Here is a 16538-nt window from a genome sequence, read left to right as displayed (position 1 = left end):
TCATTATTAATAACTCAAATATATTATTTATTAAAAAATTACAAGCATTTTTACAAAATTAAAATTACCATGGAGAATTCAAATTTATTGTTAAAAATAAATAAAAAAATTAAAAAAATAGATTGTTTTTATTCTTTATTAATTTTTAAAAAACAAAAGGAAATGATAGAACAAAGTATTAAATAACTTAATAAAAATGTTAAAAATATACTTTACTTGCCTTTTTGATTTCTTGACACTATTTTTAGACTATAATTTAAATGGCATAGGGTATGCCTTAAATAGGCATATTTTATTATTTATTAAAATCAATAGGAGAGTGAAATGATAAATTTAGATTTATTAAATGAACAACAAAAAAGTGCCGTTATTTACACAGATGGACCCTTGAGAATTATAGCTGGAGCGGGAAGTGGAAAAACTCGTGTTTTAACATATAAAATTGCTTATTTAATAGAAAATAAAAATGTCAATCCACTTTCTATTTTAGCTTTAACATTTTCAAATAAAGCTGCTAATGAAATGAGACAAAGAGTTGATGTATTACTGGGAGGAAATTTTACTCAACCTATTATTAGTACATTTCACTCTATGTGCGCAAAAATTTTGCGTAAAGAGATTCATAATTTAGATTATCCAAATGATTTTCAAATAGTGGATGAATTAGACCAAAAAGAAATTTTAAAAATTGTTTATTCTGAATTAGGAATTAATCAAAGTGAATATACTTTTGGATCAATTCTTTCATTTATTCAAAGCAAAAAGAATGATTTATTAAAACCTAGTGATTTGTTAAGTGATCCCATTTATGCTAACGATATAAGGGCAAAAATTTACAAAAACTATCAAGACCACTTAGATAAAGCACATACTCTAGATTTTGATGATCTACTAATATTTGTTTATAAACTTTTTTATGACCCTGAATATAGTGCCATAAAAAGCAAATGAGAAAACATGTATAAATATATACTAGTTGACGAATTTCAAGATACAAGCATGTTACAATATAAAATTGTAAAAATTCTTGCCAAGAGTAATAATTTAACTATTGTTGGTGACCCTGATCAAACTATTTATTCATGAAGAAATGCTGATATAAACATAATTATTAATTTTGAAAAAGATTACCCAGATACCGTAACCATTAAATTAGAACAAAATTATCGTTCAACTAAAAGAATATTACAAGTTGCAAATAATTTAATTGCTCATAATAATTTTAGAATTGATAAAAAATTATTTACAAATAATAAAGACGGTGACGAAATTGAATTTTACTGTGGTTTCAATTCCGATGCTGAAGCCAGATGAATAGCAAGTAAAATTTCTGAACTTAAAAGGAATCGAGTTCAATTAAAGAATATTGTTATATTGTATAGAATTAATAGTTACTCAAGAGCGATTGAAGAAGCATTAATTAATGAAAATACTATTTATAAAGTTTTTGGTTCAATAAAATTCTATCAAAGAGAAGAAGTCAAAGATGCACTAGCATATTTAAGAGTAATTCATGATGGTAGTGAAATATCATTATTAAGAATTATCAATAAACCATCTAGAAAAATAGGGGATGTAACAATTGAAAAATTGTTGACTTTTGCAAAGAAAAATAATTTAGATTTATTTAAATGTTTAGAAGAAAAATTTGTTGAAATTCAAAAAGAATTAAAAATTTCTAATGAAACTTTAAAAAATATTGCCTCATTAATTAACGAGATTATATGGGCTAGAAGGGCATTACAAACTAATTCAATCTTTCTAACATTAAAAGAATTAATGATTAATAGGATTAAATATTTTGAAGAAATTAAAAATTCTGAAGAAGAATATGAAAGTAGAATGGAAAACTTTTTAAGTTTAGTTGACGCTATTGAATCTTGAGAAAATAAAAATCCACATGGAACAATTGATGAATATTTGCAAGAAATAACATTAATTACTGATCGTGATGTAGAAGATGATGCAGCTAGTTATGTTTCTCTTATGAATGTACACAATGCAAAAGGATTAGAATTTGATTATGTTTTTATAGCGGGGTTAAGTGAAAATATTTTTCCGCTAAGAAGGGCAATTGCCGTTTCACCCAGAACGGATCAAACAGACATGAATGAAAATATAATAACGGCAAAAACAATAAAAGAAGATAAGGAAAGTTTAGAAGAAGAAAGAAGATTAGCATATGTTGCAATGACTAGAGCTAAAGAAAAACTTTTTCTTTCTTTTGCAGTTAACAAAAACAATAGCAATATTAAAAGTAGATTTCTTGAAGAAGCAGGAATTAAACAACCTCATTCTATTAGAATAGCAAATAATTTTTCAATGGCAAGAGACATTAATAAAACCATTGATCTTATTAAAGGTGATATCATTATGCATAATCATTATGGTAGAGGAAAAATAATAGAAATGAATGGTGACATTATTGAAGTGCAATTTGAAAATGAAAAGAAAACACGTAAACTAGACAAATTACACAAAGCTATAAAGAAATGAGAAGAAGAGTAATATATGGCCAGTTATAAAATTTTTCTTATTGTCTTAAATTTACTTGATTTTCTTATTGTTATTTCTTTATTTTCATATTTTCTATATTTGACTTTTATAAAGCGAAAAATTGAAAGTTCAGGACAAGTAATTTTCGAAATTGATATGGCCAATAAAAGAATAAGAATAAATAATAATATAAAAATGATTTCATTAACTTTTCCTGAGTTTCTAATTAGAAGCCCTATGGCAGATGGAAGTTGACAAAATTTAGAAAATTTTAACAATTTTTTTAGTAAGGATAGCGTAATTCTTTTAAAAGATGCTTTAGAAGCTAACTATAATAATTCGTTATCATTTAATTTAAGTTTAAAATTAGCAAATCAATATAAAAAACGCTTAGCATTAAATTTATTAATAGAAAATAGTGAATCAACCACTTTAATTGCAACTTTAGATTGAAAAGAAATTACTTACTTTTATAAAAATAAATTTAAAAGAATTTCACAAAATAAAAATTATTTATTTGAACATTTAAAAATTAATGCAACTTTATTAAGTATAGATATCAAATATTTAGAAAACATTGATTATATTGTTGAAGAAATAGCTAAATTAATTCCTACTAACAAGTGTAAAAAAATTGTTGTTATTCAAGATGATAATAATATATATTTATGTTTAGAGGATTATGCGAAATTGGAAAACTATAAAAAGAAATTCCAGGAAACTATTTTAGATAATATAAACAAACTTTTTCGTTGTGTCAACTTTGCAGTCATTTTAAATGAAAATATATTTGAAGACTTAAATTTAGAAAAATTAAATACCATAATAAACTATATTCAATATAAAATGACTACTGAAAAAAAATTAAATTTTGAATCAATTGATAAAACAATTTATGAAAATCCCGACTTTATTAAATTTAGTCAACAATATAAAAAATTTTGTACTTTAATAGAAGAAAATAAATTAACAATTATGACAAAAGAAGTCAAAACAATTAATGGTAGTCATTCAACAAATTTTAAATTAATAAAACCCGCATTTATTGAAAGAAATGATCAAATATATTATGAAAAAAATATGCTTCATTCAGATGTGGCTTTTGATTTGGGATTTCAATTCTACAAAAATACAACTAAATATGATTTACAAAATTCATTATTAGTTTTAAGTGATTTTTTCTTTAGTAAATTAAATGATAACTATATAAAAAATATAAGTTTAAATTCACCAACATTAACACAAATTGTTAAAATAAATAACCCAAATAATTTATATAATTTACAAAGAAAATTCAACTCTTTAAACAATAGAGATGTTAAATTGGGAATAAAAGTCATCATTTTAAATGATGAATTAATTAACTTTATAAAGAAAACTAATTTAACTTATATTGTTATTGACAAAATTTTGTCTAACAAACTTAATAATTTTAAAATAATGCTTTATATAAACATAATTATTGAAATAGCAAAACAAAACAATGCTTCTATTATTTTTGAAGGTTTAGACTATACTAGTTATAGAAACGTTTTAAAAAATAAATATAGCAAAATTCTATATACAAACTAAAAGAGGAAAAATGGAAAAAGAATTAATAAAAAAAGACTTTTATGAGGCAGTTAATGGTGATTGATTAAAAAAGCATAAAATTCCTGAACATAGAGTAGGTTGAGGATCTTTTTATCAAATAGATGAAAATTTAAGAAAATTAAAAACAAATCTTTTAAATAAATGAGTTAATGATAATTCTGAAATTCAAGATGAACCTATGCTTATCGAAATGATAAAATTGTACAAATTGGTAAAAGACTGAAAATCAAGAAGAGAACATGGACTAAAACCAATAATGGAAAAACTACATTGAGTAGAAAATCTTTCATCATGAAAAGATGTAGAAGACAATTATCAATATATGGCTTATAATGGCTACTTTTTACCTTTAATATTTTTTGTTGAAAAAGATTTTAAGGATAGTAGTAAACAAATTTTAGGATTGTCTGATACTCCAATAATTTTGCCTGAAAAAAATTATTATAAAGATAAAAATAAAAGTGAACAATTATTAAGTGTTTATTCTAATATGGTAAAAACTCTTTTATTTAAAATAATAAAAAATAAAGATAAAGTTGATAAATTAGTAAATGATAGATTAGCATTGGACAAAATGTTTGTGGAATACGCATTGAGTGCTGAAGAAAGCGCAGAATATACCAAACTTTATAACATAATTGATATTGATAAAATCAATCAATCAATTAAAGTTTTAGATGTGAATAAAATTACAGAGAAACTAGTTGGTCAAAAAGTTATGGATTTAAATATAATAAATACAAAATTATTAGACGGTTTAAATAATTTATTTAATAATGAAACTTTTGAGTTGTATAAATCTTCATTATACATTGAAACATTATTGAGTGCTTGTTCTTTATTAGATAATAAAACAAGAGAAATAGCTGGTACATATAGTAGAGCATTAAGCGGTATTAAAAAACCAAAATCCAAAGATAAAGAAGCAATAGATTTTACTATTAGTGTTTTTGATATGCCTTTTGGTTTATTCTATGGAAAAAAATATTTTGGTGAAGAAGGTAAAAAAAATGTTGAATACATGGTACACAACATGATAAAAATTTACCAAGATAGATTAGAAAGAAACACATGATTAGGTGAAAAAACTAGAGAAAAAGCTATTTTAAAACTAAGTAAAATTGGTGTTCATATTGGTTATCCAAGTGAAATAAGACCTTTTTATAAAAATTTTATTGTAAAAAAATATAACGGTTTTGATGATTTATTAAAAAATGTTAACCACTTTTTTGCATTACAACGTGAATACGAATTTAAACAATATTTAAAACCCGTTAATAAAAATTTATGATCAATGTCACCAGCTTTAGTAAACGCTTATTTTAATCCCAATATGAACCATATTGTTTTTCCTGCAGCAATTTTTAATGTACCATTCTATAGCCCAAAACAAACATCTAGTGAAAACTACGGTGGTATTGGAGCAGTTATAGCACATGAAATTTCTCATGCATTTGATAATAATGGTGCAAATTTTGATGAAAATGGAAATATGGCAAATTGATGAACAAAAGAAGATAAAGAAAATTTTGATCTAAAAGCTCAAAAAATGATCAAACTATTTGATCAAGTTGAAACTAGTGTTGGTAAGTGTAATGGTAAACTAACTGTATCTGAAAATATTGCTGATGCTGGCGGAGTTTCTTGTGCATTAGAAGCAGCTAAATTAGAAAAGGACTTTAATGTTAAAAAGTTTTATATAAACTTTGCTAAAGTTTGAAGAAACAAATATCGAGATGAATTTGCAAAAATGCTTTTAAATGTAGATGTTCATGCTCCTGCTAAACTTAGAGCTAATATTCAAATAAAAAATTCCGATGATTTCTATAAGGCATTTAAAATAAAAGAAAATGATCCAATGTTTTTAAACAAAAAGGATCGAGTAAAAATTTGATAAAAGTGGTTAATCCACTTTTTTTATTCCTAAAATAGTATATAAAATAACCCTTTTTATTCTACTATTTGTATAACGTCTAGAGGTGCATGCATTTACAAATTCTTCATAAGTGGGTAAGTCGATATTTTTTTTAAATAAATTTTCCATTCCCTCTGACATCAACATTATTTTTTCTAATTCTTCTGGTTTTGTATTTCTTACTATATTTTGAAATAATGAATATTTATTTTCAATTTTTGTGAAGGAATTAATAATTTTCATAGGTGAATATTCACTAATATCTTTACCTTCACTTATCATCTTTCTTAAGAATGTAGCTGAAGCATATTTCCCATTTACGTTTTCAGATAAATGAGAGACTGTTCTTTTAACGCAAAAAGGGACAATGGGTAAATTATTATTTACAATATATTTGACATATTCAAATCCTAAAATATCTTCTGGTATATCTTCTTCTTTAATTAATATTTTTAGAGATTCAAAAGAAGAATATACAAACGATCTTCCTTCCTTTAAAAATTTTTTAAGATTTAAATTATATTTTTCAATATTACTTTTAATTGCATTGGCTGCATCAATATATTTATTAACATTATTTGTATCAGAAACACCAAATGCAAGAATATTTATTCTTTTACTCAAAAGTAAGTCAATTGCCCCCTTTGCAAAAATATGGGCTGCTTGCGTTGAAGTATAAAAATCTAGTTCATATACTTCATCTACACCATTTTCCATAGCTATTTTTTTTCTATCTTCAAATGAGGCAACAGCAATTTCGCCACGTTGCACATAATCACATGACAATGCTACAATTAATTTAGAATTAGGAAAATTTTCTTTAATTTTTTTTATTAAATATTTGTGTCCATTATGAAATGGATTAAATTCAGCAATAAGTCCTATTTTCATAGTATTTATTTTATAACAAAAAATGAACTCGCAAAAATTAGCAAGCTCATTTTATTTTTTATTTATTAATTTCAAATAAACCATCTCATTTATCAATAATTTGGTTTGGTTCATAATGAATAGGTATTACTTTATAATTACCAGGCAATATTTTAATATTAATAATCATTTCTTCACCTATTTCACTATAGAATTTTTTATTACCTTCTAAGAAAAAATCACCTTTATATAATTGTTTTCCAATTGCAACATAAATCTTATTGTGTAAACGTTGTTTATGATCTTTACTAAAGTTTGCATTTAAATTCACTTGTACTCTAGTTCCATAAATATTTAAAAGAAAAATATTTTTATCTTCTGTTATATACTCAACAATTGCATCATTTGGCATAATAAATTTTCCACTAGTTGATAAAATATCAATAGAATTGTTTGTTACACCTTTAACAACTCCCTTTAGAGGACATAATATCATAAAGGATTTTATATTTTTTGCGAAACCTGTTAGTTGAGGTTGAGATTTTGGTTGGTGAATAGTAGGGGATTCATTATTTATAGGTTTAGAAGATAAAATCGCGCCTTCTGACATATTTAATTCATTAATTACTTTTGGAGAAATTTCTGTCGTTTTTTCATAATCAATTATTGGCTTTTTTTCCTCTATTTTAGTAGGTGTCAAGTCCATTGTTAAATCTTTATCATCACCTGGCAAATCAAAATCAGTATTTGTGAAATTAGTTATTTTTTGTTTTTCAAACTCTAAATCAAATTCATTATCACCTAGCATAAGTTCATCTTGACTTACAATTTTATATATTTTTTTTCGTGCTATATCTTCAGTAATGGTTGTTTCAGATTGTTTTTTTGAAACAGGTTTTGGGTTACTTAAAACTATTTCTTCAATAGTAACTTCTTTTGTTTCATTTTTCTTTTTGTTCTTTTTTTCAATTATTGAAATTTCATCGGCTTTAATAATTCCCATATTTGATAATAAATTATCAGATGATTGTTGGAATACCAATTTATTATCTTTAACTTTGGTAAATAAGACATATTCATTTTCTACAATGTATTCATCATTAAACATCTTCTTATTATTGTGTCCTCTACCTAAAACACAAACTTTAGTAAATCTTATATATAAAAACGCTAATAAGAAAGATAAAATGGCAATTGCTAAACATATTAAAAGTAAAATTCAAGCATTAGTATTCCTAGTTCAAAAGTGAACAAAATTAATTATAGAGTCACCAAAAAAATCATTAAACTTATCTAATAAAATTAACATTCAAGAAGTCAAAGAAGTAAATACGACAGCAATTAATCCAAACAAAAATGGTGATATAAATAATAATGAGATTAATAAAACTGAATACTCACCAAGTAAAATAGAAGATAAAATCGCTGGCAAGAATAACGAAAGAGATAAAACTAAATTTTTCTTTTCTGCATTTGAAATAAAAGAAATACCCAACATTGGTAAAATAAAAACAGATCATATTAAAGGAATAAAACTAAATGCTGGTCTTGCAATTGCATTGACACCTACAATTTCCTTTAAGCTATTAGAAATATCAAAAGGAGATAAACCAGTTATTAAAAAACTCACAATTAAATGACTAACTTTTGCTCTTGTCATTCCTAAATAAGAGTTTTTATTATTTTCTAATAAATTAACAATAAAAAATACAAGGCTAGTATGTAATAAACTAAAAACACTTGAAACAATAGATATTAATAGTATAGATATAACCACTTCTATAAAACCTATTTTTTGTAATTTGGAGTTTTTCTTGTTTAATGCACTTATTATTAAGGCATTAACATATCCAATAATAAAAGCAACAACAAAATTTGGCATTATAAAATAATAAGTTGAATTAGAAATTAAAACTTTAGTAAATGGCGAAACCAAAGTCGAAATAGAAAGTTTATTAGAACCAAAAGCTAAAATTTTTGTTCCGTCATTTCTTATAAAGGCTATTTGTATAAATAAATAAACTATGAGTCCTAAAATAGTTGCAATTGCTCCTAATGTTCTATTACTACTAAAAGTAGTAGCTATAGATATTGCAACCAAAAATGGTATAAAAGCAATTAAAATATTAAGAACATTAATAGCTTTTACTACATTACTATTTGTTTCAAAATATCTAGCAACTCCTCTTATAATAGTTAAAATTAATAAAGCAAAAAGTGGAATTAAAATTGCTCTAAAAATATCACCTGTACGTCGTCTAAAAGCAGACATAACAATTTCTTTTTTTTGATTTTTGTTATCACTATTCACAATATTTAAATTGTTTTTTGTTTGTGAATTATTCATAACAAGTGCTCCTTTTAATTAAATTTTATAATTATATTATACTATTGTATTTTTAAAAAACCACTATAATAAAGAATAAAAACAAAAATCACACTAAAATAGTAATCAAATTCAAAATAAATAAAAATTGATGGTTTTCAGGTTTTTTGTTTATATCAACACAATAATAAACATAAAAAAATATAAAAAACAATTATATTAAAAAGGTTTTTTGAGTTATTAACATTTATATATGGCCTTATTATTATATTTAATTAAAATAATTAAAACAAACAAAATTGCAAATTATCGATAATATAATTTATATTATAATTATTTATTATGAATTTTCAAGACACCATAGTAGCTATCTCTTCGGGTAATATAAATCAAGCAATATCAATTGTTAGAATTAGCGGAACAAATTCATTAGAAATAATAAAAAAAATATTCATAGGTAAAATCGGAAAAAATAAAACTATAACTTATGGAAAAATAATAGATAATACAACCAAAAAAATAATAGATGAAGTATTAATAAATTGATTTTTAGGAACTGATAATTACACAGGTGAAGATACAATCGAAATTAATGCACATGGCGGAATTATAGTGACAAATAAAATATTAAATTTAATAATTGCAAATGGTGCTAGATTGGCCTTACCAGGTGAATTTACAAGAAGAGCCTTTTTAAATGGAAAAATAACTTTAGAAAAAGCTGAAGCAATAAATAATTTAATTCACGCAAAAACAAATAAACAAGCCGAAATTGCTATTTCACAATTCGATAATAATATTAAACCCTTAATAGAAATGATTGAATCAGAATTATTAGAAATTATTTCAATTGTAGAAATAAATATAGATTATTCTGAATACTATGATATTGAACAGATGGACACAAAAAAATTAAAAATTTTAGTGAAAAATTTAATAAAAAAAATAAATACAATTATTCAAAAATCCGATAATGCACTTGATATATATAAAGGTATTGAAGTTGCTATTGTTGGTCAACCGAATGTAGGAAAATCTTCATTATTGAATTTATTACTAAATAAAGAAAAAGCTATAGTCACAAATATTCCAGGAACAACAAGAGATATAGTTGAAGGTGAATTTGAAATTAATGGTCTATTATTTAAATTAATTGATACAGCAGGAATAAGAAATACAAAAAACAAAATCGAATCATTGGGTATTCAAAAATCTTTAGATGCTATTAAAAAAGCAAAAATGATAATACATTTGCATGAACCCAATAAAAAAGAAAATAAAGAAGATAAAATCATCAAAGAATTATCAAAAGATAAAATTTATTTAGATGTTTTAAATAAAATTGATTTGATTAATGAGTATCCAGATAATAAAATTTGTATCTCCACAAAAAATAAAAATCTTTTTGAACTTAAAGGTGCAATGGTTAAAAAATATAAAAACATAGATTTAGATGATAATGAAATTTTATATAACAGTAGACAACTGGGATTATTAAAAAAGACTTTAATTAATTTAAATGAAACTCTACAAGGTTTAGAAAATAATTTTGGTCCTGAGGTTGTTATAATTGACTTAACAAAATCTTGAGAAAATTTACGAGAAATTTTAAACAAACAAAGTGACAATGAAGCATTATTAGATAATATATTCTCAAAATTTTGTTTGGGAAAATAAAGAAGGATTTATGGAATATAAAGAAGGTCAAATATTAGCAAATCAAACTGCAATTGAGCTTAGTTATGAAGGATATGGAGTTATTAGAGATGCTAACAAATATCCCATTTTTGTTGAAAATATGCTAATAAACGAGATTGCTGATATTAAACTTTTCAAAGTTACACAAAACTATTCCTATGCTAGGGTTTTAAATTTCATAAAATTTTCACCTGATAGAATAGATACAAATAATCCAAAATTATTAAATTCGGGTTCTGCCCCACTTTTAATATTGAGTTATGAAAATCAATTAAAATTTAAGCAGAAAATAGTTAATTCATTATTTTCCAGACAACTTAAATATGACAAAGTTAAAGAAATTATTCCTTCGCCCTCTATTTTTAATTATCGTAATAAATTAACAGTACAAGTTGAAAGTGATGAAAAGGGTGTAAAATTTGGTTTTTATCAAAAAAATAGTCATACTTTAATAGAACAAGATTCATATGATTTAGCTTCAAAAGAAATAAATGATTTACTAGTTTATATAAATAAAATAGTTAATGAAAAATTTGATGAAAATTCATGAGTTAAAAAAACACTTTTGAATACCATAACTATTAAGTTTTCTAAAAAAACAAATGAATTACAAATTATTTTAGGATGTAAAAATTCTCAACCTATAGACAAAAAATTTATAAATAGTTTAGTCAAGAAATATCCAAAAATAAGTATTATTAAACTAACATATAAAGATGATAAAAACAAATTTGGCAAATATGTAACTTTGGCTAATAAAAATAAGATTACTTATAAAGTAGATAAATTAAAATTTGCCGTATTGCCAAGTGCTTTCTATCAAGTTAATGAACTTCAAATGCATAAAATGTATAATCATCTTCAAAAATCTTTAAACTTAACTGGAAGTGAGTATATAGTTGATGCTTATTCTGGTGTTGGGACTATTGGTATGTTTTTAACTAATAAAGCACGAAAAGTAATTTGTGTGGAAGTGAATAAACAATCAATAGAATGTGGGAAATTAAATTCAAGAAGTAATGGTCTTACAAATGTGGAATTTGTTCATCAAGATGCCACGAGATTTTTTGATAGAGATGTTATTAATAAAGATAAATTTGATATTGTTGTATTTGATCCGCCAAGAGAAGGTTTAAATAAAAATATCATTAATGTTTTTCATCATAATAAAATCAAAAAAATCGCTTATATTAGTTGCAATCCTAGAACTTTAGTTAGAGATTTGGAACTAATAATAAATAAAGGTTATGAGATTAAAGAGGTTCAACCGTTTGATATGTTTCCACACACATATCACATTGAAACGCTCGTAATTTTAGAATTGAAAGAAGAGTAAATCAACAAAATGAACATTATAAAAAATAAATTAGATTTATATAAATATTATTTAGGTGGTGTTGTCTTTAATTGTCAAATAATAGAAATGGATTTAAAGGTAATTTATGCTCTTTTAAATTCAAATACAAAAAAAGACATTGAGGAATTTTTAGAGGATTTAATAATGAATAAATCGACTATTGGATCTGTTGTTCATGAATTAATCCATAGTGGATTATTTAATAAAAAAGACTCACAAACACTTTATGATATAAAAAAAATTAGAAATTATTGATGTCATGAAGGGGTAATTCAATTTGCATATGAAAAAAATAATTTCAATAGAAATTTTGAAGAATCCTTTGCTAAATTAGAAGAAGAACATGAGTATTTAACGAAATTACAATCTTCAATTGAAAAATATAAATTGAACTTTTATGGTAAAAAATTTGGTTAAAAGTTCAATTTTTTTATCTAAATAAGAACGTTTACATTACAAATCTAATTAAGTTTTTGCGCTTCTCTTGTGAACTTTTGATTGTCAAATTTTGTTTTTATAAACCATAGATTTAACTATAATGCTTTAGCATATTTGATTCAGGTTTTTGATTTCCATCTTAAACCATATAATGTTGAACGAACTAATTGATCTAATATTGTTGAAGCATATAATAATATAAAAAATGATTCTGCAGTTAATCTCTGATTATTTTTATATAAAAATATAGAAATTAAATAAGTGCTTGATAATTGAAGAGCAATCATGCTCAATAAACTAATTCAAATTGGAGTTAAAACATTATTTACTCCCCACAATGCCCTAAGGGTTGTTAAATTACCTATATCTGCTAGTGATTTTATCATCATTAAAAACATCAATATATAACCTATTTTGTTAATTAATTTTGAATCAATCGCAAATATTTTAAGTAATGGGTATGTTAGAATGATACTAATTAAAGACATAATTAGTTGTCCGTAAATTGCTAATTTTTTTGTAGCATTACCCATTTTATAAGCCCTCTCATAATCGTGTTTACCGATTTCTTGAGCTACAATTGCACTTGTTATATAACTTAAAGCTAAAGCAAATGAAGCAAAAATATCATATAGATTATTTATTGATCTATATATTCCAATAAAATGATCATTTAATCCCGAAAAAGGAATTGCTCTTGCAATCATATATTGCGAAACATATCATATACCACTTTCAATTGCTATTGGAAGACCAATTTTGAATATTTCTTTTATGTATTTCGAATTTCAACTATTTTTAAAGTGAATTTTAAATTTATTAAATAAATATTTGTATACGAATATATAAGCAACAATAGTTTGAATTAATCCCCCGATTAATGTTTCTAAACTAACCAATAACATGAGATTGGTGCTTTTTGGAATAAATAAAATTGAATAAGTTCAAATTATTCTAGAAAGAATTGATGCTATAACTGCAATCATTGAATATTTATTTTTTTTGATTGCTTGCAATGCAGCAATTAAAATTTGTCCAATAGAAAAAGCAAACAAATCTAGCATTGTTAATCTTAAAAAATTTACCGTGAATAACAATTCATTTTTTTCCAATACTAATGGATATGTAGAAGAAAAGTGAGTGCCATTTATTACACCACCATTAACTATTGTGTTTATGTTTTCTTTTGTGTCAATAGAGTTGAATTTTGCAATTTTTAAATTATTTTGAAATGTTTCATACCCATCTTTACTTATTCAACTATAAATAGCATTATTTTTAGAACCTGCCGCTTCTAGAATGGTGGGTGCCAATACTGCCATTATTAGATAAATAAACAAGTTTAATAATAATGATATGTATATTGATGAATGAATTAATTTATTTATTTCTTGATGCTTTTCTTGCCCATATAAATTGGATGCAATAACAATAACTCCTAATTGATATATGATTGGAACAAATGTTGTAATTTTGTAAACAGTTAAGATCTTTGAAATCGCATAAAAATAATAACCGTTATAAGAACCATCTACATGGTAAACTCTTTTATAGAATGTTGTTGCTAATGATCCTATAAATAAAACTAATGCTAATGTAAATGTTTGAATAAATAATGGCATAAAAAGTTTAAAAATATATTTAAATTCAAAAACTTGTAATTTATTTTTTAATTTACATTTTCAATTATTCATAGCAACCTTTAATTTTACATGGGTTTAAACATTTTAATTAATATATAATTATACTGTTAAAGGAGACTTCTATGGGATTTTGGTCAAATTTGAAAGATAAGCTATTTGGTACAAGAGAAGAAAGGCTTGCAAAAAAACAAGCAAAGATAGAGGCCAAAGAGCAAAAAAAATTAGCAAAAGAACTTGAAAAAAATAATAAATTAGACAACTATATCGCGGGCCTTTCTAAATCTAACAATTCATTTACGGAAAATATAAAAGAATTACAAAATAAGCATAATAAGATAGATGAAGAATTTTTTGAAGATTTAGAAGAAATACTTATCATGGCTGATATATCAATTAAATTGGTCAATATTATAATAAATGAGTGTAAAAAAGAAGTGAAGATTGAAAATATTCAAGATCCAAAATTAATAGGAGAAATCATAGCTGATAAATTATTCACAATTTATACTTCTAATTCAATTATTGATACTAGTTTAAATGTTAAAAAAGGTAGGTTAAATGTTATTTTAGTTGTTGGAGTAAATGGTGGTGGCAAAACAACATCAATTTCTAAAATTGCTAAAAAATTAATTGATGATGGTAATAAAGTTTTAATTGCAGCTGCAGATACATTTAGAGCAGCCGCAGTTGAGCAACTAGATTTTTGATCTCAAAAAGTTGGCGCAAGTATTGTAAAACCTGCCCAAAATGAAGTAGATCCTGCGGCGGTTGTTTATAAAGCAATAGAAAAAGCACAAAATGAAAAATTTGATGTGTTAATAATTGACACGGCAGGAAGACTTCAAAACAAAGTTAATTTAATGAATGAACTAGCAAAAATTAACAAAGTATTAGGTAATAAAATTGAAAACGCACCTCATGAAAGTTTATTAGTATTAGATGCAACAACGGGACAAAATGGTGTATTGCAAGCAAAAATTTTTAAAGAAGCAACACCATTAACTGGAATAATTTTAACAAAAATGGATGGTACTTCAAAAGGTGGTATCGTGCTTACAATTAAAGATGAAATAGGGTTGAGCGTTAAATATATAGGGCTTGGAGAAAAAGTTGATGATTTAGCAGAATTCGATTTAGATTCATATATTTATGGATTAATGAAGGGATTGGTTGATTAATGGATGATTTACAATCAAGAAATAAATATGCTGAACTTTACGAAAAATATAAAGATTTATTAGCACAATCTCAAAAACAAGCTTTATATCTTTACTTTTTTGAAGATTTATCCTTGTCAGAAATTGCTATAGAATTAGCTATGACTAGAAGTGGCGTATATGATGCTATTAAGAAAGGAAAGGCAAAATTACTTTCAATTGATAAAAAAATTAATATTTCATAATTAAAAATACCAAAATTTTATATTATTTAAATTAAAAGTATATTTGAGTAGCTATTAACAAAAGGAAGTCATATGAATTATAAAAGAGTTTTGATTAAATTATCTGGTGAGGGTCTCGCAAACAAAGAAAAAAGTTTAGCAATTGATAATGAATTGGTTAAAAAATTTGCAGAACAACTTAAAGAAATTACAAACAAAGGTATACAAGTAGCAATTGTTGTAGGTGGTGGTAATTTCTGAAGAGGAACTAGTGCTGAAAAAAATGGAATACAAAGAGTAAGAGCGGACTATATTGGAATGCTTGCAACAACAATGAATGCGCTTGCATTACAATCTGGTTTTGAAAATAATAATTTAAGTTGTCGGGTACTTTCTAGTTTAACAATGGACCCAAAAGTTTGTGAAGTTTATATTAATGAAAAAGCAAAAAAATATTTAAATAACGGCGAAGTTGTTATTTTTGCCGGAGGAACCGGAAGACCATTTTTTACCACCGATACAGCCGCAACATTATTTGCTAGTGAAATATCTGCAGATGCTATTTTAATGGGAAAAAATAATGTTGATGGTGTATATGACTCAGATCCCAAATATAATAGTAATGCTAAAAAATTTGATACAATAACTTACGATGAATTATTAGCAAAAAATTTAAAAGTATTAGATCAAACTGCTGCTTCTATGGCTAAAGAAAATAACATTGATATTATAATATTTGATATAAACGAAAAAAATGCATTGATAAAAGCAATACAAAATAAAATATCAAATACAATAATTACTAAAAATAGGGGGTAAGA

The 16538-nt window shown here is 24.4% G+C and carries 12 protein-coding genes; 9 read left to right on the top strand and 3 right to left on the bottom strand.

What is annotated here, in order from left to right; genetic code table 4:
* Positions 1-324: 324 nt before the first annotated feature.
* Genes ACLFP3_RS00685 through ACLFP3_RS00675 form a run of 3 tightly spaced genes read left to right on the top strand, consistent with a single transcriptional unit; the run spans position 325 to position 5986 of the window.
* On the top strand, positions 325-2508 hold the full coding sequence (locus tag ACLFP3_RS00685) for an ATP-dependent helicase (protein ID WP_412031680.1): 2184 nt from the start codon (positions 325-327) through the stop codon (positions 2506-2508).
* A 3-nt stretch (positions 2509-2511) separates the two neighbouring features.
* Positions 2512-4068 carry an MHO_4530 family protein gene (locus tag ACLFP3_RS00680; RefSeq protein ID WP_412031679.1) on the top strand — a complete coding sequence of 519 codons (1557 nt, stop codon included), beginning with the start codon at positions 2512-2514 and terminating at the stop codon, positions 4066-4068.
* Positions 4069-4078: 10 nt separating this feature from the next.
* Positions 4079-5986 (top strand): M13-type metalloendopeptidase, encoded by a 1908-nt coding sequence (locus tag ACLFP3_RS00675; protein WP_412031678.1) that lies wholly within the window; start codon positions 4079-4081, stop codon positions 5984-5986.
* A gap of 6 nt (positions 5987-5992) precedes the next feature.
* On the opposite strand, the gene ACLFP3_RS00670 is transcribed toward ACLFP3_RS00675, so the two are convergent.
* Positions 5993-6895, bottom strand: a complete 903-nt coding sequence (locus ACLFP3_RS00670; protein WP_412031677.1) for a nucleotidyltransferase — start codon at positions 6893-6895, stop codon at positions 5993-5995.
* A gap of 58 nt (positions 6896-6953) precedes the next feature.
* Positions 6954-9221, bottom strand: coding sequence for a hypothetical protein (locus tag ACLFP3_RS00665; RefSeq protein ID WP_412031676.1), 2268 nt, complete (start codon positions 9219-9221; stop codon positions 6954-6956).
* Positions 9222-9542: 321 nt separating this feature from the next.
* On the opposite strand from ACLFP3_RS00665, the gene mnmE reads away from it, so the two are divergent.
* The 3 genes from mnmE to ACLFP3_RS00650 are packed head-to-tail and all read left to right on the top strand — an operon-like array spanning position 9543 to position 12672.
* Complete coding sequence (gene mnmE / locus ACLFP3_RS00660; protein WP_412031675.1) at positions 9543-10877, top strand: tRNA uridine-5-carboxymethylaminomethyl(34) synthesis GTPase MnmE; 1335 nt, start codon at positions 9543-9545, stop codon at positions 10875-10877.
* A 10-nt stretch (positions 10878-10887) separates the two neighbouring features.
* Positions 10888-12234 carry a 23S rRNA (uracil(1939)-C(5))-methyltransferase RlmD gene (gene rlmD, locus ACLFP3_RS00655; RefSeq protein ID WP_412031674.1) on the top strand — a complete coding sequence of 449 codons (1347 nt, stop codon included), beginning with the start codon at positions 10888-10890 and terminating at the stop codon, positions 12232-12234.
* 9 nt (positions 12235-12243) lie between these two features.
* On the top strand, positions 12244-12672 hold the full coding sequence (locus ACLFP3_RS00650) for a hypothetical protein (protein ID WP_412031673.1): 429 nt from the start codon (positions 12244-12246) through the stop codon (positions 12670-12672).
* Positions 12673-12788: 116 nt separating this feature from the next.
* Here ACLFP3_RS00650 and ACLFP3_RS00645 read toward each other — a convergent pair whose 3' ends face one another.
* The gene (locus ACLFP3_RS00645; RefSeq protein WP_412031672.1) at positions 12789-14387 is read right to left on the bottom strand and encodes an MATE family efflux transporter; all 1599 of its coding nucleotides are present in this window, start codon (positions 14385-14387) and stop codon (positions 12789-12791) included.
* Between the two features lie 71 nt (positions 14388-14458).
* Here ACLFP3_RS00645 and ftsY point away from each other — a divergent pair, with 71 nt between their 5' ends.
* The 3 genes from ftsY (at position 14459) to pyrH (ending at position 16536) form a co-directional block, all read left to right on the top strand.
* Complete coding sequence (ftsY, locus tag ACLFP3_RS00640; RefSeq protein ID WP_412031671.1) at positions 14459-15514, top strand: signal recognition particle-docking protein FtsY; 1056 nt, start codon at positions 14459-14461, stop codon at positions 15512-15514.
* Complete coding sequence (locus ACLFP3_RS00635; protein ID WP_412031670.1) at positions 15514-15738, top strand: sigma factor-like helix-turn-helix DNA-binding protein; 225 nt, start codon at positions 15514-15516, stop codon at positions 15736-15738. Before ftsY ends, ACLFP3_RS00635 begins: the two co-directional genes overlap by 1 nt.
* A gap of 72 nt (positions 15739-15810) precedes the next feature.
* Entirely contained in the window at positions 15811-16536 is a 726-nt protein-coding gene (gene pyrH / locus ACLFP3_RS00630) for a UMP kinase (RefSeq protein WP_412031669.1), read from the top strand.
* Positions 16537-16538: the final 2 nt, after the last annotated feature.

The organism is Metamycoplasma buccale (assembly GCF_046774455.1).
Classification (GTDB): Bacteria; Bacillota_I; Bacilli_A; order Mycoplasmatales; family Metamycoplasmataceae; genus Metamycoplasma; species Metamycoplasma buccale.
This window is presented reverse-complemented; position numbering and strand designations above follow the sequence as displayed.